This window comes from Pelagibius sp. Alg239-R121 (genome assembly GCF_947331435.1).
GTDB lineage: Bacteria > Pseudomonadota > Alphaproteobacteria > Kiloniellales > Kiloniellaceae > Denitrobaculum.
In genome coordinates this window covers 389,691-411,525 of sequence record NZ_CAMZOF010000005.1, presented here as the reverse complement: position 1 = coordinate 411,525, position 21,835 = coordinate 389,691, and the positions used below count along the sequence as shown (strand labels likewise).

Below are 21,835 nucleotides of genomic sequence, written 5' to 3'. Positions count from 1 at the left end.
AATGAATCTGCCCATATGCTACATTCAATAATTATGTTGATTGTATGTGAGGAGCACAATGGTGCGCCAATCCAGATCCGATATGGATGCCGTCTTCGGCGCTCTGGCCGATCCGACCCGGCGCGCAATTTTAACACGTCTTTCCCAAGGCGATGCTACGGTCAATGAGCTTGCAGAACCTCATGACATGTCACTGGCTGCAGTTTCCAGACACGTCCACGTCCTGGCCGACGTTGGGCTTATGAGCCGGATCAGGGAAGGCAAAAACATCCGTTGCCAGCTTAACGCCGCACCCTTGAGAGAAGCCACAAGCTGGCTGACCGGCTACCAACGCTTCTGGGACCAAAAGCTCGATGCATTAGGAGAATTTCTCGAGGGTGATGATGTCTAGAAACGATTCGGTGGAAAACCACGCCAGTCTGATTTCGGCGGAAAAGCTAATCGCACAACGGAGCTACAGGGCCACACCCGAAGCCGTATTCGACGCCTGGGTAAATCCTTCGTCCCTGGCAAAGTGGTTCGGCCCGCCCGGCTTTCGTGCGGAAGTATTGTCTCATGATCTGCGCGTCGGCGGCCTCTGGCGCTTTCTGATGAAGAATGACGGCGGCGACGCCTTTCATCACTTCGGAACCTTCATTGAAATCAGACCGCCACACAAATTGATCTTTAGCTGGGCATCAGAAGAACAGGTTGAAGGTTGGCGCGACGCGAACGGCAAGCCAACTCTCGTAACCGTCGAACTCGCGCCCTGCCAGATCGGAACTGAAGTGACCGTTACACACGAAAAGCTCGTTTCGGATTTTGCCCGCCAAGCTCTGTTCGGTGGCTGGAACGGTGGCCTCCTGTGTCTCGAAGATTTCCTGTTAAGTAAGGAGACGACGACATGAGCCCGAAGCTGTCCGGAGGCTGCGCTTGTGGTGCCGTGCGTTACAGTGCCAGCAGCGAAGTCGAGTTCGCCTTCCATTGCCATTGCCGTAAGTGTCAACGCGCCACCGGTGGCGGCCATTCCTCAGCCTTCGCCGTTCAGCGCAACGAGGTAAGATTGGCCGGCGAGATCAGGCAATACGAACAGACGATCGAGAACGGCACCGTCACCTGTTCCAGCTTCTGTCCGACCTGCGGCTCGCCGCTCTTCAGCAGCACGGCCCGCTTTCCCGAACGGCTGTACATTCACGCTGCAACGCTGGACGACCCGTCGCGCTTTGAACCGAAGTTCGTGGTCTTCGAGGAGGCCGCCCAGCCATGGGACCAGGTCAATCCAGAGCTTCTGACCGCAGGCAGGTAGATATTCTCAAACTTTATCAAGAACAAGAGCGCCAAACCACCTTTGAAGGATGATCAGGTCTTTGTCCAAATGGCGAGTTCATTGCCCGAAGGATCGGTAAAGTGGAACCGTCGACCGCCGGGAAACTCGTGCCGTTCAATGATGTCGCCTCCGGCTGCGGTGACGGCCTTCTCGGCCGCATCCAGGTCCTCCGCCAGAAGAATAACCAGGCTTCCGCCACGCGGCGGCGATGTATCCGCTTTACGAAAGCCGCCCTCGAGTCCTGAATTCGAGAAGGACATATACTCGTCGCCCCATTCTTCGAAATCCCAACCAAACGCGGCGCCGTAAAAGGCTTTCATGGCGCCAAAATCCAACGCCGGCATTTCCACATAATCGATTTTCATAACATACCTCATGTTCACTATTTGTTCTGATTATGCACGCCGGTTTTGCAAAAGCAAATGTCAAAGCCGCATCATTTGACCAAGCGCTGGAGAGCACAATGCTCAGGGACTTTTCTCTGTGCAAAAATCTGTAAACGGTAGCTCGAAGAGACCGATGTATCGGTCGTAAAACGCATCAACACGGCCTTTTAGAAAAACATATTGCGCCCCGGAAGGCCGTTGCTCACCTCCAATAGTATCGAAAACGATACTATATACGAAAATTCTGCCTTCTTGCGAAATCGAACCACGAGCTTATCGTTTCCTAAACGACAGTCATTCGTCGAAAGGAAAAGATATGACGCTGACACTACATACCGTTAGCGGTGCGCCTCGCGGATGGCGCGTCCTGCTCGGTTTCGCCTTCAAAGGCCTGGAATACAACACCCGCTATCTGCAAAGTTCAAAACGGGAGCACAAAATGCCGGCGTTCCTTGCCTTGAACCCGCGTGGAACGGTGCCGGTTGTCGAAGCCGGCGATCGGATTCTACGGGATTCGATTGGCATCCTTGCCTGGCTTGACCGGCAACACCCAGAAAATCCGCTGTTCGGTGAAACAGCGGAAGAAGCCGCCGAAATCTGGCAGATCGCATTGGAATGTTGCGACTATCTGCGAGATGCGATCACCGGCGTGCTCGCACCCGCCTTTACCGGCGACGGCAGCGTGCCGCCACTCGACAGCGACGAGATGATCGCGCTGAACACCGCAGCAAGAGTGCTCCATGACGAGTGCCGGTTCGTGGAAGACCTTCTCGCTGACCGCCCCTTCCTCGCAGGCAATGCGCCGAGCGCAGCAGATGCCGTCGCCTTTCCTGAAATTCGCCTGATCCAGCGAGCGGTCGAAACCAAGCCAAAGCTTATGTCGGCGCTTGGCTTTGCCAACCCGCCATTCAGCTATCCCAAGCTCGATGCCTGGAAGGCCCGCATCGAATCTCTGCCGGGTGTCGATAAAACTTTCCCTATCCACTGGAACGCATAGAGCCTGAAAAATGAAAATGAAAAAGCGCTTCCTTCACTGCGCCTGGCATGGCGCCGTTTTATTGTTCCTGTCATTGATCGTGGGCGGCCAGGCCACACCATCTGTGGCTCAGGAACTCGTCGACCTACCGCGCGATCTTGAAGTCGAATTGGCGCTGAGCGCGCTCCCCGAACGCCTGCAGCAGGATGCATTGGTCTATGTGCTGGACCCCGCGCGCGGCTATATTCTGCACCGCGAAGGAAATAACGGCTTCGCGACCTTCGTCGGGCGGACAAGCACCCGCTTCTACGGCTCGGATTGGTCTTATGCCTATCCGCGGGACCAGCTTATCCCCATGGCCTTCGACAGCGTGGGCGTACAACATCACATGCCCCCCTGGTTCGATCTGGCGGAAATGCGTGCCAAGGGTATCTCGCCCCAGGAAGCCAAAACGGATCTTAGAAACGGGTACCGCGACGGCCGCTACAGGGCGCCGTCCAAGGGCGGGCTGTCCTATATGCTGGCGCCGATCCACCGGGCCTACATGGCGCCGGAAACCTCCGACGAAATGATTACGGTGAGCATGCCGCATTACATGCCCTATGCCCCCTACGTCACCAGCGCGCAGCTCGGCAACGACACGCCGATGAACGGCGGTCCCTTCGTCCTGAACCACGGCGGCACGGACAGTGGTCCGCACGGTTACATGATGTTCATGCTGCCGACACCAAAAGCCGACGTCCTGCGGAAGAAGCATGCCGGCCTGCTCGAACGGCTCTGCGCGCTTCATGTGAACTGGTGTCTCGAGAAAAAGAAATAGGAACAGCAATCATGTCCATAGATAACTACGCCAGAACCATCACGGTCAGCGCCAGTCCGGCAGATGCCTATCACGCGCTGACTCAGGGCTTCGCAGAGTGGTGGACCACACCCGATCGCCCCATCAGAAAGCTCGGCGACAGGGCAAAGTTCACCTTTCCGCCGGGAAAATCCTATTGGACATTCGAGGCAAGCGAACTCGTTTCCGGAGAACGGGTCGAACTGACCTGCGTGGAAGCTCTGCATCTGCATGAGGGACAGCCAGCAGAAATCGAACAGGAATGGCTCGGCAGCAAGGCGCTCTGGCAGATCGGAACACGCAGCGGTGCGACCGAAATCGCTTTCGAACACGTCGGCCTCAATCCCCGCCTTCTTTGCTATGACATCTGCAGGCAGGGCTGGGATCTGTTCTTCGTCGACAGCCTGAAGAAATACCTCGATACCGGTGTCGGCAAACCTTATTGAGCGTGCCGTCTTTAACCGGATACAAGCAGTCCAAGGCCTGCAGGAGGCAGTGTTCGCGAGGCTCAACGCGTGCGGAGGAACCGGTGAACTCAAATTGTGCGACAGGCTCTAGATAAAATACGACGTCACAAAACGGCAGGCTCAAACGTCTTCTCTTTGACAGTGTAACGAACTGCCATGAAGGAGATAAAAATGGCGAGCGCAAACAGCATCAACTTTTACGAACAGGGTGCAGACATTCTGGGCGCTCTGGAAAGCGTGGAAGGCGTGATCGGAGAGCGGGGCATCGAGGTCGGACTTCACCATCTGATCCTGCTCCGCGCCTCTCAGGTCAACAAGTGCGGCTTCTGCGTGAAGATGCACACCCGGGACGCCCGGCGGGACGGAGAAACCGATAAACGTCTCGACCACCTGATCGTCTGGCGGCAGGTCGCCGATTTTACGTTGCGCGAGAAAGCGGCTTTCGCCTGGACCGAAGCGCTGACCGAGCTGGGGCAAACGCATGATCTGGCGGCCTTGCGGGGCGAGCTGAAAAAACATTTCTCGGACAATGAGATTTCGACTCTCACCTCGATGATCGCCATGATCAATCTCTGGAACCGCATTCAGATATCGAACCACTGATGACCCAGAACCTGGAAGCCAACAAGGTCTTCGAAGCAGCCAGGCCCATGCTTATGGGTCTGGCGTACCGGATCCTGGGCTCGGCCGCCGAAGCCGAAGACGTGGTGCAGGATACCCTCCTCGCCTGGATGAGTGCCGATCACGAAAAGGTCGACCGCGCCCGGAACTGGCTGGCCACGGTCTGTACACGCAAAGCGGTCGACACGCTGAGATCGGCGCGTCACGCACGGACGAACTATGTCGGCGCGTGGCTTCCGGAACCGATCCATACGCAGGTGCTCGACACACCGGAAAGCGAGGTCGCCCTGTCGGAAAGCATCACCACGGCTTTTCTTCTGGTGCTTGAGCGGCTGGCGCCCAAGGAGCGCGCGGCCTTTCTGCTGCGTGACGTCTTTGCCATGGATTACGGAGAAGTCGCCGAAAGCCTCGAGATCTCTGAACCGGCCTGCCGGAAGCTGGTTTCAAGAGCCCGGGCCAATGTCCGCCGCGGCAACAGCGCCCACAAGGTGCCACGCGCGCAGCAGGACGAACTCGTCGCTGCCTTCAATACGGCAATCACCGAAGGATCGACCGACCGCTTGGCAGGTCTCCTGTCGCACGACGCCACCCTGAGCGCCGACAGCGGCGGTAAGGTCGTCGCGATCCGTGAAACGCTGGAAGGCGCGACGGAGATCCTGGCCTTCGTCGAGAATGTCCTCTCGCCAGCCTGGCAAGCCGGAGAGGTTTTCCCCACGGAAATCAATTCGGGCCGGGCGCTCATCGTGCGCGAACAGGGATGCGCGGTCGCCGTCGTCTCCTTTGCCTACGACAGTGCTTTCAATGCTTCCGGCATCTTCATCATGCGCAATCCGGACAAGCTGGCACGCATCGATAAGTCTCTGCAGCTGACGCCACAGTCGTAGCTGCATTCGAAATCGCAATCGAGGCCGCGCCCGACGAGATCGGTCTGCACTGACGGGCAGGCGGCGGGTTCGCAGGGCTTCCTCTGACGATCTTGCGTCCGCCGCCACTCCCCTTTTTCGGATAGCGGACTTCAACCCGATCCCCGTGCGTGTTCGCCCGTCCTCGGGCAGATCCCTGCGCGAACAGGATTTCATCAAGATGAAAAAACGATCGAAGAACACCGAGACAAGAACGATGGTCCTCGTCTTCATGACGGTCTTCATCGGCTGGATAGGCTTCTCACTGCCCTACCCGGTCTTCAGCCACCTGTTCCTGGACCTCGACGGGTCACTGCTCGCGAATGACACGTCACCGCAGGCACGCACCCTGTTGCTCGGTGCCGCGATTGCGGTCTATCCGCTGGGACAGATTATCGGCGCACCACTTTTCGGACACTGGTCCGACCGCATTGGCCGCAAACCGGTGTTGAAAGCCGCGCTGCTGACGGCCGTCGCCGGCGGTGCTTTCCTCGCGGCAGGTGTTTCCGCTGATTCTCTGCCGCTATTGTTTCTGGGTCGCTTCGTCGCAGGTTTGGGCGAAGGCAATATCGCCATTGTCCAGTCGCTCGCCGCCGATGTCAGCAGTCCGGAAAGCAAGGCACGCAACTTTGCAGTGATCGGCATTGCCATGGATCTCGGGTTCGTCGTCGGACCGGTGTTAGGGGGAGTGCTTGCCGATCCTTCGCTGTCGGAGGCTTTCGGGTTTGCTTTTCCTTTCTGGACCGCCGCCGGACTTTTCGCGCTCAATGCGCTTGTCGTACCGCTCTTTTTGAACAGCGGCACTCGTACCAACCCCAGCTGTGTTACAGAGCCCACGCCCCCGCTGGTTCGCGCGGTCAGCGACCCGCTGATTGTCCGGCTACTGGTTCTGTCGTTCCTGACTTACTGGGCAGTTATGATCTTCTTCGACTTCTTTCCGGTCTTTTTCGTTCAGCTTTACGACACACCGCCGCGGGAGCTGGGGATAAACGCAGCTCTCCTATCGCTGCCCCTTATTCTTTCCGGCCTGGTCGTTGGCCGTATCGTCACGCGCTATGGACCCGGCACGACCGCGGCGGCTTCGTTCGTCCTCTTGTTTATCGGCATCGCGCTGTTTGTGCGGGCGACCTCGCAAACCGGCCATATCCTGCCCGCGATCCTGGTCTCCATCGGCATCAACTTCGGTCAAACGGCAACCTCTGTATTGGTTTCGGATGCCGCCTCAAAGGCTCAACAAGGTCAAATATTGGGGCTCTATCGCGCGATAACCGTTCTTGCAGGCGGTTTGGCGGCCGCCGTCGGCGGTTACTTTGCGTCTCTCTCGCCGCAGGCCCCCTTTATGACAGCCTTGGCCGCCGCAGGCATGGGCTTGGTCATGCTCATGGTGATGTCAAAAAAGGCCAGGCGTGCCAAAGCCTAGCTGCTGGCTGAAACAGGCGTATATCATCAGCTTGATGGCCAGCCCCTGCGTTGTGGCAACTGCGCCTGATTTCCGGCTCTCCCCAAAATCGGGAAAAGCGCACAGGCTCCAGCCTCTTATTCTGTATCCTCTCCGCAACCGCTGTCCGGTTCCGTCGAGCCTAACCCAACGTCCTCAATCTCCTTGGTACGGCGCCAAAAAACCTTATGAAGTTCCTGCATCGATGTCGTACCGCAATCCCGCACGACGGCACAGCGGTCAGCAAAGTCCGCAATGTCGGGAAAAGGACCGCCTTTTACGTCATCCGGCGCAATCATCTGCAAGCCTTTACATTGGTGGCAGATGCCCTTTTTGCTGACCAGGGCGCAAAGGCCCTCGTATTGTTCCTGCATCACGCTTCGGGCCGCCGTTAACCGATGGCGCAGAACCGAATCAGAGACCCCCAGCGCGGCAGCGGCCTCGCGCGCCGACATACCGACAACGTCACGCAATACCAAAGCGGCCAGCTCATCAGGTGGCAAAGACCGGCCAACGCAACTGAAGCAATAGGCAATATGTTCGCGAACTTCGTAGGAAAATTCCGGCGAAGCGTAGGACGCCATCACCTCGCCACTGAGATCTTCGGAGTTTGCGCAAAGATTGGCATAGGCAACCTGAGATTCCGCACGCCATCTCTTTTGTGCGCGGAGAAAATCGACCGCTGCCCTGGAAGCAATCGAAACCACCCAAGTGGAGAATCTCGCCTGCCCCTTAAAGCTACCAATTCCATTCCATGCCTTAGCGAGGGCTTCCTGCACAACATCGTCCGTATCCTCCGGATGCCCAATCATCTTTTGGACCACGCTGTACAGGCGTGATTTGCTGGGCCCGACTAACTCTTGGAACGCTTCGGCATCGCCGCTTTTCGCTCTCTGAACTAGTGATTTTTCCAACTCCTGCTCAGACATGACCGTCTCCTGTCTTTCGGTGGACATCTCTGCAGGCAACGCCGCCCGAAACAACCGCCGCAACGAAGAGAAGGATACCCGCGATCGCTTCCAGCCACCCCACAAACCCCGGCAAGAGCAGGAAAAAGACCAAACCCGTTTCCGTAAATCCCACCAACGTCGTGTTCAGCAGGAGTCCCGACTCACTGTTTTTCCAGTTTCGCCTGGCACCGACATAGACCACAACGGCACCGACCCAGACGAAACCATACGCCAGGCAACCAAGGATCGCACCGGCCAAGGCAGAATGGCCGTTCTCGGAACTGCTATAAAATGCGAAGCCCGCGTCGACGGACCCACTTAACGCAATGAGAACCGCACCTCCGCCAACAACATGCAGTAACCCCCAGAGAATAAAACAAAGTGCGCCGGACTTAGCGTAATTGATCATTGTAAGCTCCCCACAGATGATTGGATTGCGTTCGTGATCTTTAGACGCTCTCGGGGAAGATTTCCGCCAACGTATTGTTTTACCGAATAAATACACCCGGAAACGACGTCATTTCCTCGCAGGGTTCTGAATCGGCGTCGAACGCGAAATTGCGATCGATTGAGCGCGCACGGCGAAACTAAGTCTATATGTGGCTGCACAAAAAAGGAGAGATAGGTGGAATCCCCAACTATTTCTCAGGAATGGAAAATGCTTCTGTTTTGCAGGACATGGTTTCGCACCCCGACACCCTGCCCTTGTTTCTGCTTTCTTCTACCAAGGCCCGCCATTGTCGAGATCACACCTCATTTTCGCCGCCCTGTTGATCGGCCTCACCACCGGCTGCTTCTCTTTGCCTGCGCGCGCCGTCCTGATACAGGATTTAGGCAGCACCAAGACGAGCAGTGAATCCACGTTGTCGGCCGGCGACAGCCACGGCAGAATCACCAACCGGCACACCGTCGCATTTCACGCACCGCTTCCAGAACGGAGCGGTGTAAACCGCAGCCCAAAGAGCAGTGATCCCTGCGCCAGGGAACAGGGCTGGCTGGCGCAAGAAAGAAACGGCGAGGTTTTCTGCGGAACTCTCGCCGATTTCTATGCACCAAAGATTGTCTCCTATCCGCCGCCCCGATCGGCCAGCATAGCCGGCGGTTCCGGCCTGGCACTCCTGCTGTTGGGACTAGGTATACTCGGCCTTGCTGCGCGCCGGCCGGTCTGGATCTCCCGTCTTATCCGCTGATCTGCGAACACTGATCCGGATTACCAGCGAAGCGCCAACAGAACTCCACCTTTGTTTAGTTTAAAGGCGATGAGCCGTTGAAACAGGCTCGCTCTGCCAACTCACTTTTCTCTTCGCTGCAAACGAGCAACCATCAGTGTGTTTCCCTGCTGCTCAGCCAATCCGATCGCCGTGTTTCCGGCCGCATCCCGGATCGCGCGGTCGGCGCCTTTTGCCAACAGCAAGTCGACCTGTTTGCTGCGTCCAAAGAGAGCAGCCATCATCAGGGCCGTCTGCCCCGAGGCATTTGTGGCATTCACGTCGCAGCCAGTGGTCAGCAGACGTGCTGCCATCCTGTCGTCGCCCTTGAAAGCCGCTCCCATCTGGGCCGTGTTACCCCGGTGATCGGAAGAACAGGCATCCGCCCCGCGTTGAGACAGAAACTCGACTGTATCCATATGCCCGTTATAAGCCGCAAGAACGAAGGCCGTGTAACCGGCTTCGTTCCGGGCTTCCATATCGGCGCCTGCATCCAGAAGTTCGGTCAGAATATCGCTTCGGCCACTCCGTGCAGCGTCGAAGTAGATGGCCGAGATCTGTTCGGGAGTGAAGGACTGGTTTTCGGCTTTCACCGCCATCGGCAAAACGAAAGCCGCTAAGAAGACTGCAGCGAGGACTGCCTTGAAATGCTTCATGACAAAGTGCCTTTCGATAGGGTTTGACTGTGCCGGGGTGCGTTAAATTAGAAATGGCCGGGTCCGAACCGCCGCTCTCCGGACCCGGTTAAGGTTCAGGTCGCCCCTACTGGAGACTGGCCTGCTTCACCCTCTCAATATTCACATCAACGGCCTTTGCCAGCCGCTCGCCGAATTCGCGGTCGGCGGCATAGAAATGGCTGACCATCACTTCCTTGACCTCCTGACTGGTCACCTGGTTCAAATCACCCGCTAGATTGGAAATCAGGTTGTCCTGCTGCGCGGCCGTGAAGGCTCGATAAGCCTCGCCCGCCTGTTTGAAGGGTTGCGGTTTTTTGATAGCCAGCTGCTGAGTCAGGCCTGCCAGTGCATAGCGGCTCTGGCGCTTTGCATTATTATCGGCATAGGCGTTGTCGCCCTGCTTGCGCGAAGGCTGATAGTTGACGTCACCAGTCTTGGCAACGAAGTTCAGGCGGCCATCCTGCGTGTTGTTTCTGACGTCCGGCTTGGGTGCATTGATGGCGAGAGACTGATAGTTGGCGCCGATGCGATAGCGCTGCGTATCGGAATAGGAGAACAAACGGCCCTGCAAAAGACGGTCGGGAGAAGCTTCGATGCCAGGGACCATCACACCAGGTGAAAAAGCGGACATTTCGGTTGCCTGGAAAAAGTTCTCCGGCACACGGTTGAGCGTCATGGTGCCCAGTTTGACCTCTTCAACACCTGGCCAGATCTTCGTGGCGTCAAAGGGATTGAAATCCAGCTTCTCAATGTCTTCCGGTTTGAGGATCTGGGCGTAGAGATCCCACTTGGGAAAATTTCCGTCTGCAATGTTTTGATAGAGGTCCTTGGTCGCGAAGTTAAACTCCGCCGCCGCAGCTTCTTCTGCAGTCAGGGTCTTAACACCCTGTCGGCTTTTCCATTTGAACTTGGCAAAGACGTAATTGCCCTCGGCGTCAACCAGCTTCAAAGCATGCACGCCGTGTCCATCCATCTCACGCAGGGATGCCGGCGTTCCGAGATCCGAATAAACCAGGGTCAACATGTGTGTTGACTCGGGGATGTGCGAAAAGAAATCGAAGAAGCGATTGGGGTCCTGAACATTACTGACAGGAGACGGTTTCAAGGAATGCACCATGTCCGGAAACTTGATCGCATCGCGGATAAAGAAGACAGGCAGATTGTTGCCTACCAGATCCCAGTTACCTTCGTCGGTATAAAACTTCGTGGCAAACCCGCGGGGATCCCGCAGTGCTTCCGGAGAGCCCTTGGGGTGAATCACGGTGGAAAACCGCACGAAGACGGGTGTGGTTTTGCCCGTTTGAAACAGCGAGGCTTTGGTGTATTGGGAAAAATCGTGACTGGCCACGAATTCGCCATGAGCACCGGTACCACGCGCATGAACAACCCGCTCGGGAATCCGCTCCCGGTCGAAGCGCGCCAGCTTCTCAATGAGATGAAAGTCCTCGAGCAACACACCACCGAACGCACCGGCAGTTTTGGAGTTTTGGTTGTCGCCGATCGGTGCGCCGCTGTCCTGGGTCAGGTTGGGCAGGGCTTCGGCACCGGCCTGCCCCGGCATTGCGAACAGCATTCCTGCGGCGAGTAATCTGGATATCTGTTTGACGAACATGGCTCATCCATTTCCTGTTGGGATTATGGGGAGCGGCCAACGTTATGCGCCATCACTGGTAGAGTCTACTTTAATTCGACTAATTCTAAACAATATCACAGTTTATTGATTATAAATACTTTTAAAATATAATTAACTATACATTTTAATAATTGAAACCAGTGTAAGTAGAAATATCCTCCCGTGAACACAGCGATGATCACACTGGGTTTAAAGGCCAAATAACACTCTTTGGTTGCTTTTTCTTCACGCTATCCCGTGATCGTATTGAAAGAAATGGACCGCAATCACAATGCCATGTGATGAATTGTCGTTGACCGGAACGCCATTTCTATTACTGACCACGAGCTGCATAAGGAGCCGATTTTGTAGGAACAACGTCACGACGCCAGAGTCGAAAACATAGATTCATCGAAAAGGAATGACGCGAAAATTCTTTTATAATTACTCTTGATGGGTGCTGTTCATGTTGCGATCCGACCTGACGGTTTGTCTCACGTGCCAGTGGCGAGTGACCTCGGCAGCAATTTGGAAAGCAGGTGCGGCGAGAAGCGTTTTGCGGCAACCTCTCACACAAGAACAGGTGAGCGACAACAGCCGGATTTGCCCTCACGGTCGCCGAAAGCACCCGAACCTGCACCAGAACAAGCAATTTGGGGGTTAACGCGTCAAAAACACAATTTCAATTCAGGTGAGAACTACGCGAAGCGTTAATGCACGGATCGGGAGGATCTGACAGCTTTCCAACAGCAGCCGAGATAGGCGCGCGCAGGAGATGGCGGCAGGAAGGAATCGGCCACTCCTCCCAAGATCGAAGGCACAGACTTCTCATGGTTCCGATCTTGGGTCCCGCTAACTATCGACAAGCGAACGACTTCTCACCTCGCGGTAGGTATCTGTCGTTTCGTTGGCTTTCGCACTGTCGATGCCGAGGATGCCTAAGCGTCCTTAGACCGATCAATTGGGAAAAGACAATTCCATCACCTTCTCTATCCCCCAGAGACAGTGCATCAATATACAAAAAATAAAGCGATAATTTTCTCTATCATGAGTTTGAACTACGTAGAATCCCTAAGTTGTCTTCGGTCAGGAGCTCTATCGACTATGGCCTCCAAGAGCTTCGACACCCCCTGCACTGCCGGTGCAGAGGAAAGTCGTTGTCGAGAGGTATTGATGGATAAATATTGCCCGGGCCCACACGACATGAAATCGATGGACGCCATCATTGGCCATCAGATGAAATACATTCGTCAGGTGTTCAAAAAGACGCAAAAGGACGTCGCTGAACACCTCGGAATATCTTTTCAGCAACTCCAGAAGTACGAAACCGGATATAATAAAATTTCAGCCAGCCGCCTGCTCAAGGTGGCGCAGTTCTATAACATCGACATAAAGTATTTTTACAATCTGGATGATTCCATCTCCCGTAACCAGTCGACACCGGTCACGCTTTCCCTGAAGGAAATCCGACTCGTCCAGGCCTTCAACAGCATCGCGAATGAGGATCTGAAGGAAACAACCTTTCAACTGGTCCGCGCGGCCGCCTCGGTGAAGTAACCCGTTTTTTTAGATCCTCACCGTTTTTCATTGTTTCAAGGACGAACTTGAAACAGCACACCCGAAGGTTCAGCCATCAAACTGCTCCCGGGCGATGATATTCTCGACGAAATACCGCGCATTCTCTTCCATGGCAAAACGCTGCAGGGGGCCGAAGTACCAGGCCGGATCCAGCAGACGACGGTAACTGATCGTCAGAGCGATTTCCGTGAGTCCTTCGCCGAGATCGGTAAAACGGATCTCTGTCCCCTGGACTTCGAGATAGTTGGCCAGATAGCTGGTGTTTTCGATGACCCTGGTGCGTATGTCGCGCTCTCCCACATGCTCGATGAGCAGGCGCAAACGGCCACGATGGAGGTTGGTGAAAAACCAGCGCTTATAGACAAAGTCCAGTTCGTGGACGTCACCCGATGCCAGGGACCCAGCCCTGATGTCGACCGGCAACGGGAAGATGGAGAGAAACCAGTTGCGTGGCGCGTCGAACCGGATCGGCCGTGCCATGTTTTCCTTCAGCTGGCGGATATCAGTCTCAACCACGGCTACATGCGTCACCGCATTCAAACGCGGCAAGGATGTCGTCGGCACAACACCCTCCAGCGACAGAACCATGACAATCAGGGGAACAGCATAGACCCCCACACGGGATTTGCGCCGCCTGTCCCGCCTCTCGTTGTAATCCGCGTACACAAACCCGATCGTTATCGCTAGGTAATAGATCGGCATGAACATCAAGACGCAAATAAAGCCCTCGAAAAGCAGGGCCGAGGAGCCAAGCATCACGACGGTCGCATTTCGCAGATGGTTCAGGTAGCGGCCAAGAGCCGACTGGTTCTTCGAATACCCGATGAAATGATGGAGCATCAGGGAAATGACGAAGGGAAGACCGAGATAAAGCAGGGAGCTGTTTGCAAAACCGGATAAGAGAAGGCCCCGCGCCGTAAGCGTCGCTGCTCCGATCAAATATATCAGATAGATCCACTTTGGCGCTCTCGGTTGCAGCAGAGACACAACAGATTTCATGAACTTCTAGGTCTCCAAGAGAGCTATTCCTGAACGATCGCACAGGGCAACAGACAGATAGGTTCTCATCACACACCGCATTTTTTCTTCAGACATTGCCGACTCCAGCGAGCTGGAAGCGCGGCATGGATTAGAAGGCTTTCCTTCCAGCTTATCCATAGTTATTTTCCTAACAAGGAAAATATGAAAATACAAGTTAAATCGAAATACTGATTTGGAACAGCAACTTAATTGAAAAGATGGTGGACAACAGAATTGGCTTCCTGCCGCCCCGTCAGCGTGTCAGCCCTTCGGATAGCTGACCAGAGTCAGGATATTGCCGTCCGGATCAAAGAAATGAGCGGTCGTTCCGCCCCAATCCTGACGAACCGGCAGATCCTCGAACCGCACGCCGAGCTGCTGCAATCTCTCATAAGCTTGAAAGGCATCCGGAACCAGGAAGGATACACCAACGAAACGCCCCGTCAGGCTGCGGACTTCAAGATCACCCAGATCCAGGTGCTCCAGAACCAAGTCGCAGTTACCGGTCCCAAACACTGCAACGCTCTCGCCTTCATGCAGCAGGGCAAAGTTCAGAGTATCCCGGTAAAAACTCAGAGCCTCATCAAAGCGCTGAGAAAAAACCCGCACCGCCGCGACCGGACCCAGAAGAGCCTCCGGAAGTGCCGCTTCACTTCGCGACCCCGGGTCTTTCTTCGACTTCGTCTTTTTGGCCTTCTTGGCTTTCATCAATCCCCCTTGGCCGCAGGCCACACCACGGCCACTCCAACGCCGGCTCCATCGATCCTGCAAAAAGACCGAATGGGCTAGAACTTCAGTTTGCGGCCTTCGACCATGGAAAAGGGTGAGTGATACCCTTCCCCGACCCAGTAGTAACGGGTGCCATCGGTTGTGATGTCATAACAAGCCCAGCCACCGCGCGCCCAGAGTGAGCAATACTGGTTCTTGGCATCATCGACCCGCCATTTACCGGGATCCACCTGACCGCCACGCTCGACATAGTCGGTCCGCCCCGAAGCATCGAAATACTGTCGCGTGTCTCGTCCCCGGTTCTCGCCAAGTGCGGTCTGCCCCGTCAACAATGCCGTAATCTCAGCAGCCTCAAGCCTGCGTTCTTCCACGGCCCAGCCTGACGTACCCGACAGCACGCAGGCAACCGCGAGAAGCATCCCGGTCATCACAAACCAGCTTCTTACAGTTCGGCTTCGTGCATTTCCAAGCTGCATTCGCTGAATTCCCTTCAAACCGCCGTATCCAACTTGCATGACAGGGTGAACGCCCAATCCACGCCCCGAATCAGATCATCTTGCCAAACAGGAGGCCGAGGCGCGATCCTTAATGTCGCTTCGATTCGAAATTTGTGCAGGCCCATGTCCAATCCCCCCTCCAACGATCATTCCGCAGTGGCAGCAGCTCCGTTCTCTAATGCCGCCTCGCTTTCCAACAAGGAAGCCCGACGTATCGCCTTGACTGCTCAAGGCTTCGCGCCTGCAGAGCCCAAACGCAAACGGCACGACCGACGGCATCTGGATTTGGTTCTCGACAAGGTCGGCCTGCTGCAGATCGATTCCGTCAACGTACTGGCACGGGCACACTACTTGCCGCTTTTTTCCAGACTGGGTCCCTACGCAACGGACATCCTCGACAAAGCCGCTTTCGCGCCGGAAAAGCCTGGCGCGGCGAAAAAGAACCGCCGCCTGTTCGAATACTGGGCACATGAAGCTTCGCTGCTCCCTTTCGATGTCCAACCGCTTCTGCGATGGCGCATGGAGCGTGCCTACAATGGGGACGGGGTTTGGAAACGCATTGCCGAGTATGCCCGTGCCAACCCGGACCAGATCACATCCATTTTGAAACAGGTCACGGATCGAGGGCCGATCAAGGTTTCCGATCTCGACGAGAAAAAACTGCAGAACGGTCAAAAACGCGATCGCGCCTGGTGGGGTTGGGATGACTGCAAGCAGGTGATGGAGTGGCTGTTCTGGACCGGTCAGGTCACGGCTGCCGGACGGCAGAACTTCGAACGGCTCTACGATCTGCCGGAGCGCGTCTTGCCTGATCACGTCGCTGCAGCCCCGACACCCAGCCAGGACGAAGCCCAACGCGGCCTGCTTCGGATCGCATCCCGAGCCCTGGGCGTCGCCAGCGAACCTGACCTGCGTGATTATTTCCGCCTCAGCGCAGTCGATTCCAAACAGCGGGTCGCCGAACTCGCCGAAGCGGGCGACCTGATTCCGGTTACGATCGAGGGCTGGGATCAGCCTGCCTTCCTTGACCCATCTTTCACCGACTTGGACACCCTTCCCCGGCGCATCCATAGCCGCGCCCTGCTGTCGCCATTTGACTCCCTTGTCTGGGACCGTCCGCGCACCGAGCGGCTGTTCGGCTTCCGCTACCGTCTGGAGATCTACACGCCGGAGCACAAGCGCCGTCACGGCTATTATGTACTGCCCTTCCTGCTTGGCAACCAGCTGGTGGCGCGGGTCGACCTGAAGGCCGACCGGCAGTCAGGCTGTCTGAAGGTTCAGGCGAGTCACGCGGAAAAGGGCGCCAAACAAGGCGCAGTCGCAAGCGCGCTGTACCGGGAACTACAGTCCATGGCTCACTGGCTTGGTCTGGAGCGGATCGAAATTCGCAATCGCGGGGATCTCGCGGCAGCTTTGAAAGACGCTGCCGAAGTTCGCTCGAGTTAGAGGCCGCTGATCCAGAGTGGATTGCGTTTTTCTGGAATCGCTGAGCCTCAGAACTTGCGCCAGGGTCGCCGGGCGGGATCAGCAGCTTGCTGATTGAGAGGCGGCGCATTTTGAGTCCGTTTAAACGTAAAATGCCTAACGTCCTGGCAATTGACCCTCCAACTGCGCATTGAACTTAGCCGGATTGCCGCTGATAGTGCCTGCGCGCCTTCGCGCGGTTACCGCAGGTCTCCATTGAACACCAGCGCCGGCGCCTGTTCTTGCTCTCGTCCAGAAACAGCCAGCCGCAATCTGCAGATGGGCAGATTTTAATCCGCGCAAGTTCCTGCTGCGCCGTCAGGACGCCGACCGCGGACAGCGCGAGGATCTGCTCAAGCGATGTGTTTTTACTGAAAGATAGCTTACCCTGACGCGTTGCCAGCGGCGTCTCGTCTGCGCCGCTCTTGAGCACCCGGTTCAGGTGGGCCAGGTCCTTCTTCTTTGGCTTTTCACCCGTCATGGCCGCCAGGAAAACTCGGCGCAGGCATCCCCTGAACATAAGGATTGTTTCCGTCGTAGACAGTGCCTTGGGACCGCTTTGACTGCCCAAATCAACCGCCCGGCACCAGGTCGAGAGATCCTGGACATCACTCAGCTTTTCGTGAAGCACCTCTCCTTCGGCCGACCAGTCGGCAGTGTTCAGGAAATCCAGGCAGAGGCGGCCGCCTATAAGCCTGACGGGAGTGGAACGATAGCTCATGAAAAATTCTAACCTGTGTTCCGGTTGACGCTCATTGCCCAACAAAGTAATCTAACCACTATACCAGTTATATCGGATTGAATCGATGCTTAATGCTGAGACCCCCAAGGTCCAGTTGACGATGGCCGGCGTGATGAAGGGCGCAAAGGGCCTCGGGCCGATTTCGCTTTTCACGATTCCTTTCGGCATTGCCTTCGGCACCGCCGCCATCGAGCGCGGTGTTACGTCCGATCAGTCAATCGTCATGAGCCTTTCTGTCTTTTCAGCAGCGGCACAGTTTGCCGCTCTGGACTTCTGGGAAGGACCGCTGCCGGCGATTTCCCTGCTGCTGACGGTCCTCGCGGTCGGCACGCGGCTTATCCTCATGGGCGCAACACTGGCGCCCTGGCTCAATCGTTTGCCTCGCCCAAAACGCCTGCTTGCTCTTTCCGTCCTCAGCGACGTGAACTTCGCGGACAGCTATAGCGCCCTTCGCCGCGACGAGCGGGATATAGGCAGGCTTGCCGGGGGCGGACTGGCGCTCTGCACTTTTTGGGTTATCGGCACCGCTATCGGTGTCATCGCCGGCGCCAACCTCGGAGATTTAGGGCGCTTTGGGATCGATGTCGTAATGGTTGCCTTCTTTACGTCCATTGCGGTCGGGCAGTGGGAAGGCCTCAAGGATATTTTGCCTTCGATCGTCGCGGCGGCCGTTGCAGTCCTGGGCCTCACCTTGCTGCCACCGGGATGGAACATCGTTCTTGCCGCCGTCGCAGGCGGTATAGCAGGAGTCCTTTGGCATGAGCGCTGAAGCCAACGCCTATCTCACCATTTTCCTCATGGCCGCTGTGACCTACGGCACACGGATCGCCGGGGCGGAGTTGATGACCCTGATCCGCATCACGCCCCGGATCGAAGCCTTTCTGAAATCCATGGCGGTCTCGGTGATGGTTGCTATTGTCGCCTCTGCCGTAGCCCAAAGCGGATTTCGCGAAAACACTGCGACCCTTGTGGCAGCAGCCGTCATGGCGGTCACGCGCAGTTCCATCGCCGCCGTGACCGCGGGCATGGTTGTCGCTGCCGCCTGGAATTGGCTGGTGTGAACTTCGAATAGGCCCCTTTGCGATTGTCAGCTCACAGCTTTGATGGCATCCGCGATATGGAGCAAGGCCAGCCGCGTCGTTTCGTCGGCCGGAAACATCAGCTCGATTTTCAACTCGGCCAGTGCAATATCTTCGGCGGTACCGAACTGTGCGATGGTCGAAAAGAGCGATAGTGTTCCCTCACTTGCCAGATAGCGTGCGGGAACAACGGCCGGCAACACCCCTCGAAGTCCCGGTAGCTCATCACCGAGACCCCTGGCCAAGCGACGGGAAGCTGCATCTAAAACCTCGTCGCCGCCGAAATGACTGCTCTCTGTCTTGAGACGGATCATCATATGCGCCGCGACTTCCTGCCAGTTTTCGAACATGGCTTTCATCTTCTCGATATCTGTCAAGACTGAGAGCAGGCTGTCTCCCTCCGCCAGATCGATTGCACCTAGCAGAAAGCGCGCCGAATCGTTCACCTTGACCAGCGTCCAATGCCGATCGAGCGCCATGGCCGGATAGGGGTTATGACGCTCCAGGGTCCAATCGACGGCTGCGCGCACCTGTGTCATTTCGGCTTCGTCCAACTCCCGCTGCCGATAGGCCGGTGCCAGACCCGCTGCATTTAAAAGCGAATTGCGCGTCGACCGCGGCGCCTGCAAAACTTCACAGAGCTGCAGGACCATCGAGCGGCTTGGCTTTGCCCTCCCGGTTTCCAGAAAGGAAATATGCCTGGCCGAGACATTGGCGGTCAGGCCGAGTGCAAGCTGGCTCATGCGCCGCTGGTTGCGCCAGTCCTTCAACATGACTCCGAAGTTCTTGTCCATACTAAACCATCATTGCTGGGAAGCCGTTGCGTCATCATACGCACAAGCGCAGGCAAAACACTTACCTCCGAGGTAATTGAGAGTAATCCGGCACGGCGGCATGCTCCGATCATTCCAGACAATACGGGAGATCAGCTAATGCCCCACGAGAAAACAATGAACCGGCTTAAGATTGCGTCAGCCATCGTGATCGTTTTTGGTATCGCAATGGTGTCGGCCGCAATCCCGGCAACCTCGGCATCGACAGCGTTTCTGCTCGACCTGATCTTTTGGCCGCTCGACGGTCAGCAAAGCGCGGCACGACCGGAAGTCCACCTGCTCTTCGCGATTTCCGGCGGTATGCTGATGGGATGGGGCCTATTGCTCTGGCAGATTACGGCGCGCCTTTTCCCGCGGGATCCAGATCTTGCCCGCAGCCTCATTCTGACCAGTATCGGCACCTGGTTCGTCTTCGACAGTCTCGGTTCCGTCGTAGCAGGCGCTCCTCTGAACGCCGTCTTCAACATCGGCTTTCTGTTGCTTTATGTCGTTCCGCTCTGGCGGACCGCAAGACCGGCGCACGGCTGAAGGATTGCGAAAGGACAGATTCAGGCGGGAACTGGGCATATACGAGGCAGCCCGCTTCCCGCCTTTTTTAATTCATTCCGGCAAGCCGGCCTCTCGCAACAAGCCGACAAAGCGATCAAGATCTTGCGGATTTTTGAAGGGCGTGTAACGCGGCACATGTGCGAGCGAGAAACTCGGATTGACTTCCAACAGCGCCGGTACGACCTGACGCGCCTCATCGGTAAGTCCAAGCGCCGAATAGTTGGCGATCATCTGCAAATAGCCCGGCAGCGTTTCGACACCGGAATCGATCAGCCTTCGGAGCAGCGGAAGAGTCTCGCCATGGCGCCCTAGAAGATAGAGAGAACGGCTCCAGGGCAGCAGGTACCAGTCAGGGTGGTGCGGATTGAGGCGGACCGCCAGTTCGATGTTCGCCAGGCCTTCTTCAGGGCGATCCAGGAAATTCATCACCACGGCATAGAGCGCGCGCATATCGGCGGAATTCGGACCTAGCGCTACGGCGCGCTCCAGCGCCGTTAGAGCGCGGTCATGATTTCCCAGCCAGAGTTCCGCGCCGCCAAGCGCGCCGAAGCTCCAATAGTCGTTCCGGTCAGTCTCAATGGCTTTCTGCGCTTCCGCCCGCGCCTGTTTCAACCGCCCCAGGGGATCCGCTTGCTGGCCGAGAAACACCCGGTGAATATGCGCCCAGGCCATCGCCACATGCCCACGGGCATAGTGAGGATCGGCGGCAAGGGCGGCCTTGGCCGATTCCTCCGCCGCATCGATGTCGGCGCGCGTCAAACGGTACATCAATCCGAAGGCCCGCAGAGAATGGCTGTAAGCATCCATATCTGCCGGCTTCTGGCGCACCGACTGCTCAAGTCCCAACCCCATCAGCTTTGTCAGCAGCGTGCTGTAGATGGCTCCGGTCAATTCGTCTTGAACTTCGAAGACATCTTCGAGGCTGCGGTCGTAGCGTTCCGCCCAGATGTGGCGGTTCGTCTCGGCATCAATCAGTTGGGCAGTCAGCCGGACGCGGTTGCCAGCGCGCCGCACGCTGCCTTCAAGCACATAGCGCGCTCCCAGTTCGCGCCCGACATCCTTGATGTTCTTAACCTTGTCCTTGTAGACGAAGCTGGAATTCCGCGCGATTACGTAAAGATCCGGTTCGCGGGCCAGTTCCGTGATGATGTCTTCGGCCAGGCCGTCGGCAAAAAAGTCATCGCCGCTCCCACCCGACATGTTGTCGAAGGGCAGGATTGCTACTGAGGGTTTATCGACCGAGGAGCGCAGGGCGACCTTTCGCGCCGTCTGGAGCATGGCATCGGCCCCCGAACGGTCTGTCGACCATTGCCAGGCCCGGATTTTACGATCGATGTTTTTCAGCGCCAGCTCGCCCAAATCGGTAAAGCCAAGATCGACTTTCTTCAGCAGGCTTTGATAAACCATGTCGGAGACGCAGATGCCGCCGGGCGCCGATACGCTTTCCAACCGGGCGGCGACGTTGACCCCGTCTCCCAGAATGTCATCGCCATCGACGACGATGTCGCCCAGATTGATGCCGATACGATAGCTGATCCGCAGGTCATCGGGCACCTCGGCCTCTTGTGCCACCACCACCGCCTGGACATCGGCAGCACATTGCACCGCGTCCACCACGCTGCCGAATTCGACGAGCACGCCGTCACCGGTCGTCTTGACGATACGGCCGCCGAACTGCGCGATCTTCGGATCGATGACAGTTTCGCGAAGTGCTTTTTGACGCCTGATGGTCCCCGCTTCGTCGGCTGCCATCAGGCGGCTGTATCCGACCATGTCGGCGGCTAGAATCGCGGCTAAGCGACGTTCCATCCCATTTCTCCCCTATGCGGGAAGATAGCGGTGTAATGCTGTGGAATCTATGTGAAAAGATCGGATTCAACGGTCTTTCCTCTGCAGCGCCCACCAACGGTAGCGCTGTTTCGGCGCGTTCGTGGTTTTCGCGAATCTCTCCGCCTGAAAAAGC

Annotated in this window: 26 protein-coding genes; 15 read left to right on the top strand and 11 right to left on the bottom strand. The window is 56.7% G+C overall.

The features are described 5' to 3' along the window. Nucleotides 1-61 precede the first annotated feature (61 nt). The 3 genes from QMZ18_RS18285 to QMZ18_RS18275 are packed head-to-tail and all read left to right on the top strand — an operon-like array spanning nt 62 to nt 1,285. Nucleotides 62-391, top strand: coding sequence for a metalloregulator ArsR/SmtB family transcription factor (locus QMZ18_RS18285; RefSeq protein WP_322097230.1), 330 nt, complete (start codon nt 62-64; stop codon nt 389-391). Then, nucleotides 384-887 carry an SRPBCC domain-containing protein gene (locus QMZ18_RS18280; RefSeq protein ID WP_282607768.1) on the top strand — a complete coding sequence of 168 codons (504 nt, stop codon included), beginning with the start codon at nt 384-386 and terminating at the stop codon, nt 885-887. The genes QMZ18_RS18285 and QMZ18_RS18280 overlap by 8 nt, the downstream gene beginning before the upstream one ends. Beyond that, complete coding sequence (locus tag QMZ18_RS18275) at nt 884-1,285, top strand: GFA family protein (RefSeq protein WP_282607767.1); 402 nt, start codon at nt 884-886, stop codon at nt 1,283-1,285. The genes QMZ18_RS18280 and QMZ18_RS18275 overlap by 4 nt, the downstream gene beginning before the upstream one ends. A gap of 53 nt (nt 1,286-1,338) precedes the next feature. On the opposite strand, the gene QMZ18_RS18270 is transcribed toward QMZ18_RS18275, so the two are convergent. Further along, a complete protein-coding gene (locus QMZ18_RS18270; RefSeq protein WP_282607766.1) occupies nt 1,339-1,671 on the bottom strand; it encodes a VOC family protein in 333 nt (110 codons plus the stop codon). A 337-nt stretch (nt 1,672-2,008) separates the two neighbouring features. Between QMZ18_RS18270 and QMZ18_RS18265 the strand changes: the two genes are divergently transcribed. The 6 genes from QMZ18_RS18265 to QMZ18_RS18240 all read left to right on the top strand — a co-directional run bounded on the left by QMZ18_RS18265 (nt 2,009) and on the right by QMZ18_RS18240 (nt 6,916). Beyond that, nucleotides 2,009-2,689: a glutathione S-transferase family protein gene (locus QMZ18_RS18265; RefSeq protein ID WP_282607765.1), complete on the top strand. Its 681-nt coding sequence runs from the start codon at nt 2,009-2,011 to the stop codon at nt 2,687-2,689. Nucleotides 2,690-2,699: 10 nt separating this feature from the next. Continuing rightward, nucleotides 2,700-3,488, top strand: a complete 789-nt coding sequence (locus tag QMZ18_RS18260; RefSeq protein ID WP_282607764.1) for a hypothetical protein — start codon at nt 2,700-2,702, stop codon at nt 3,486-3,488. Between the two features lie 11 nt (nt 3,489-3,499). Continuing rightward, nucleotides 3,500-3,952, top strand: coding sequence for an SRPBCC domain-containing protein (locus QMZ18_RS18255; protein ID WP_282607763.1), 453 nt, complete (start codon nt 3,500-3,502; stop codon nt 3,950-3,952). 192 nt (nt 3,953-4,144) lie between these two features. Then, nucleotides 4,145-4,576, top strand: a complete 432-nt coding sequence (locus QMZ18_RS18250; protein WP_282607762.1) for a carboxymuconolactone decarboxylase family protein — start codon at nt 4,145-4,147, stop codon at nt 4,574-4,576. Continuing rightward, on the top strand, nt 4,576-5,478 hold the full coding sequence (sigJ, locus tag QMZ18_RS18245) for an RNA polymerase sigma factor SigJ (protein WP_282607761.1): 903 nt from the start codon (nt 4,576-4,578) through the stop codon (nt 5,476-5,478). The genes QMZ18_RS18250 and sigJ overlap by 1 nt, the downstream gene beginning before the upstream one ends. Before the next feature lie 199 nt (nt 5,479-5,677). Beyond that, nucleotides 5,678-6,916: an MFS transporter gene (locus QMZ18_RS18240; protein WP_282607760.1), complete on the top strand. Its 1,239-nt coding sequence runs from the start codon at nt 5,678-5,680 to the stop codon at nt 6,914-6,916. Between the two features lie 116 nt (nt 6,917-7,032). Here QMZ18_RS18240 and QMZ18_RS18235 read toward each other — a convergent pair whose 3' ends face one another. Both QMZ18_RS18235 and QMZ18_RS18230 read right to left on the bottom strand, forming a co-directional pair. After that, complete coding sequence (locus QMZ18_RS18235) at nt 7,033-7,863, bottom strand: RNA polymerase sigma factor (RefSeq protein ID WP_282607759.1); 831 nt, start codon at nt 7,861-7,863, stop codon at nt 7,033-7,035. Beyond that, entirely contained in the window at nt 7,856-8,293 is a 438-nt protein-coding gene (locus QMZ18_RS18230; protein ID WP_282607758.1) for a hypothetical protein, read from the bottom strand. The genes QMZ18_RS18235 and QMZ18_RS18230 overlap by 8 nt, the downstream gene beginning before the upstream one ends. A 328-nt stretch (nt 8,294-8,621) precedes the next feature. Here QMZ18_RS18230 and QMZ18_RS18225 point away from each other — a divergent pair, with 328 nt between their 5' ends. Next, on the top strand, nt 8,622-9,074 hold the full coding sequence (locus QMZ18_RS18225; RefSeq protein WP_282607757.1) for a hypothetical protein: 453 nt from the start codon (nt 8,622-8,624) through the stop codon (nt 9,072-9,074). Nucleotides 9,075-9,175: 101 nt separating this feature from the next. Here QMZ18_RS18225 and QMZ18_RS18220 read toward each other — a convergent pair whose 3' ends face one another. Next, entirely contained in the window at nt 9,176-9,748 is a 573-nt protein-coding gene (locus QMZ18_RS18220) for an ankyrin repeat domain-containing protein (RefSeq protein ID WP_282607756.1), read from the bottom strand. 106 nt (nt 9,749-9,854) lie between these two features. Next, nucleotides 9,855-11,381: a catalase gene (locus QMZ18_RS18215; RefSeq protein WP_282607755.1), complete on the bottom strand. Its 1,527-nt coding sequence runs from the start codon at nt 11,379-11,381 to the stop codon at nt 9,855-9,857. A gap of 1,104 nt (nt 11,382-12,485) precedes the next feature. Between QMZ18_RS18215 and QMZ18_RS18210 the strand changes: the two genes are divergently transcribed. Next, nucleotides 12,486-12,938, top strand: a complete 453-nt coding sequence (locus QMZ18_RS18210; RefSeq protein WP_282607754.1) for a helix-turn-helix domain-containing protein — start codon at nt 12,486-12,488, stop codon at nt 12,936-12,938. A 69-nt stretch (nt 12,939-13,007) separates the two neighbouring features. On the opposite strand, the gene QMZ18_RS18205 is transcribed toward QMZ18_RS18210, so the two are convergent. From QMZ18_RS18205 to QMZ18_RS18195, 3 genes are all read right to left on the bottom strand, one after another. Further along, on the bottom strand, nt 13,008-13,958 hold the full coding sequence (locus QMZ18_RS18205) for a hypothetical protein (RefSeq protein WP_282607753.1): 951 nt from the start codon (nt 13,956-13,958) through the stop codon (nt 13,008-13,010). 282 nt (nt 13,959-14,240) lie between these two features. Continuing rightward, on the bottom strand, nt 14,241-14,687 hold the full coding sequence (locus tag QMZ18_RS18200; protein WP_282607752.1) for a VOC family protein: 447 nt from the start codon (nt 14,685-14,687) through the stop codon (nt 14,241-14,243). 77 nt (nt 14,688-14,764) lie between these two features. After that, entirely contained in the window at nt 14,765-15,136 is a 372-nt protein-coding gene (locus tag QMZ18_RS18195) for a hypothetical protein (RefSeq protein ID WP_282607751.1), read from the bottom strand. A 192-nt stretch (nt 15,137-15,328) separates the two neighbouring features. On the opposite strand from QMZ18_RS18195, the gene QMZ18_RS18190 reads away from it, so the two are divergent. Beyond that, entirely contained in the window at nt 15,329-16,651 is a 1,323-nt protein-coding gene (locus QMZ18_RS18190) for a winged helix-turn-helix domain-containing protein (protein ID WP_282607750.1), read from the top strand. Between the two features lie 175 nt (nt 16,652-16,826). Here QMZ18_RS18190 and QMZ18_RS18185 read toward each other — a convergent pair whose 3' ends face one another. Beyond that, nucleotides 16,827-17,390, bottom strand: coding sequence for a CGNR zinc finger domain-containing protein (locus tag QMZ18_RS18185; protein WP_282607749.1), 564 nt, complete (start codon nt 17,388-17,390; stop codon nt 16,827-16,829). An 85-nt stretch (nt 17,391-17,475) separates the two neighbouring features. On the opposite strand from QMZ18_RS18185, the gene QMZ18_RS18180 reads away from it, so the two are divergent. Then, entirely contained in the window at nt 17,476-18,180 is a 705-nt protein-coding gene (locus QMZ18_RS18180; RefSeq protein ID WP_282607748.1) for an AzlC family ABC transporter permease, read from the top strand. After that, the gene (locus QMZ18_RS18175; RefSeq protein ID WP_282607747.1) at nt 18,170-18,472 is read left to right on the top strand and encodes an AzlD family protein; all 303 of its coding nucleotides are present in this window, start codon (nt 18,170-18,172) and stop codon (nt 18,470-18,472) included. Before QMZ18_RS18180 ends, QMZ18_RS18175 begins: the two co-directional genes overlap by 11 nt. A gap of 26 nt (nt 18,473-18,498) precedes the next feature. Here QMZ18_RS18175 and QMZ18_RS18170 read toward each other — a convergent pair whose 3' ends face one another. Further along, entirely contained in the window at nt 18,499-19,284 is a 786-nt protein-coding gene (locus QMZ18_RS18170) for a helix-turn-helix transcriptional regulator (RefSeq protein ID WP_282607746.1), read from the bottom strand. 138 nt (nt 19,285-19,422) lie between these two features. On the opposite strand from QMZ18_RS18170, the gene QMZ18_RS18165 reads away from it, so the two are divergent. Then, on the top strand, nt 19,423-19,851 hold the full coding sequence (locus QMZ18_RS18165) for a hypothetical protein (RefSeq protein ID WP_282607745.1): 429 nt from the start codon (nt 19,423-19,425) through the stop codon (nt 19,849-19,851). Between the two features lie 72 nt (nt 19,852-19,923). Here the strand turns inward: QMZ18_RS18165 and QMZ18_RS18160 are convergent, their stop codons facing one another. After that, a complete protein-coding gene (locus tag QMZ18_RS18160) occupies nt 19,924-21,681 on the bottom strand; it encodes an adenylate/guanylate cyclase domain-containing protein (protein ID WP_282607744.1) in 1,758 nt (585 codons plus the stop codon). Between the last annotated feature and the right edge of the window lie 154 nt (nt 21,682-21,835).

Excerpts from the sequence above, each read along its gene's own strand:
- QMZ18_RS18280 (WP_282607768.1), top strand. The coding sequence starts at position 384 with ATGTCTAGAAACGATTCGGTGGAAAACCACGCCAGTCTGATTTCGGCG.
- QMZ18_RS18275 (WP_282607767.1), top strand. The coding sequence starts at position 884 with ATGAGCCCGAAGCTGTCCGGAGGCTGCGCTTGTGGTGCCGTGCGTTAC.
- QMZ18_RS18270 (WP_282607766.1), bottom strand. The coding sequence starts at position 1,671 with ATGAAAATCGATTATGTGGAAATGCCGGCGTTGGATTTTGGCGCCATG.
- QMZ18_RS18265 (WP_282607765.1), top strand. The coding sequence starts at position 2,009 with ATGACGCTGACACTACATACCGTTAGCGGTGCGCCTCGCGGATGGCGC.
- QMZ18_RS18260 (WP_282607764.1), top strand. The coding sequence starts at position 2,700 with ATGAAAATGAAAAAGCGCTTCCTTCACTGCGCCTGGCATGGCGCCGTT.
- QMZ18_RS18255 (WP_282607763.1), top strand. The coding sequence starts at position 3,500 with ATGTCCATAGATAACTACGCCAGAACCATCACGGTCAGCGCCAGTCCG.
- QMZ18_RS18250 (WP_282607762.1), top strand. The coding sequence starts at position 4,145 with ATGGCGAGCGCAAACAGCATCAACTTTTACGAACAGGGTGCAGACATT.
- sigJ (WP_282607761.1), top strand. The coding sequence starts at position 4,576 with ATGACCCAGAACCTGGAAGCCAACAAGGTCTTCGAAGCAGCCAGGCCC.
- QMZ18_RS18240 (WP_282607760.1), top strand. The coding sequence starts at position 5,678 with ATGAAAAAACGATCGAAGAACACCGAGACAAGAACGATGGTCCTCGTC.
- QMZ18_RS18235 (WP_282607759.1), bottom strand. The coding sequence starts at position 7,863 with ATGTCTGAGCAGGAGTTGGAAAAATCACTAGTTCAGAGAGCGAAAAGC.
- QMZ18_RS18230 (WP_282607758.1), bottom strand. The coding sequence starts at position 8,293 with ATGATCAATTACGCTAAGTCCGGCGCACTTTGTTTTATTCTCTGGGGG.
- QMZ18_RS18220 (WP_282607756.1), bottom strand. The coding sequence starts at position 9,748 with ATGAAGCATTTCAAGGCAGTCCTCGCTGCAGTCTTCTTAGCGGCTTTC.
- QMZ18_RS18215 (WP_282607755.1), bottom strand. The coding sequence starts at position 11,381 with ATGTTCGTCAAACAGATATCCAGATTACTCGCCGCAGGAATGCTGTTC.
- QMZ18_RS18210 (WP_282607754.1), top strand. The coding sequence starts at position 12,486 with ATGGCCTCCAAGAGCTTCGACACCCCCTGCACTGCCGGTGCAGAGGAA.
- QMZ18_RS18205 (WP_282607753.1), bottom strand. The coding sequence starts at position 13,958 with ATGAAATCTGTTGTGTCTCTGCTGCAACCGAGAGCGCCAAAGTGGATC.
- QMZ18_RS18200 (WP_282607752.1), bottom strand. The coding sequence starts at position 14,687 with ATGAAAGCCAAGAAGGCCAAAAAGACGAAGTCGAAGAAAGACCCGGGG.
- QMZ18_RS18195 (WP_282607751.1), bottom strand. The coding sequence starts at position 15,136 with ATGACCGGGATGCTTCTCGCGGTTGCCTGCGTGCTGTCGGGTACGTCA.
- QMZ18_RS18190 (WP_282607750.1), top strand. The coding sequence starts at position 15,329 with ATGTCCAATCCCCCCTCCAACGATCATTCCGCAGTGGCAGCAGCTCCG.
- QMZ18_RS18185 (WP_282607749.1), bottom strand. The coding sequence starts at position 17,390 with ATGAGCTATCGTTCCACTCCCGTCAGGCTTATAGGCGGCCGCCTCTGC.
- QMZ18_RS18180 (WP_282607748.1), top strand. The coding sequence starts at position 17,476 with ATGCTTAATGCTGAGACCCCCAAGGTCCAGTTGACGATGGCCGGCGTG.
- QMZ18_RS18175 (WP_282607747.1), top strand. The coding sequence starts at position 18,170 with ATGAGCGCTGAAGCCAACGCCTATCTCACCATTTTCCTCATGGCCGCT.
- QMZ18_RS18170 (WP_282607746.1), bottom strand. The coding sequence starts at position 19,284 with ATGGACAAGAACTTCGGAGTCATGTTGAAGGACTGGCGCAACCAGCGG.
- QMZ18_RS18165 (WP_282607745.1), top strand. The coding sequence starts at position 19,423 with ATGCCCCACGAGAAAACAATGAACCGGCTTAAGATTGCGTCAGCCATC.
- QMZ18_RS18160 (WP_282607744.1), bottom strand. The coding sequence starts at position 21,681 with ATGGAACGTCGCTTAGCCGCGATTCTAGCCGCCGACATGGTCGGATAC.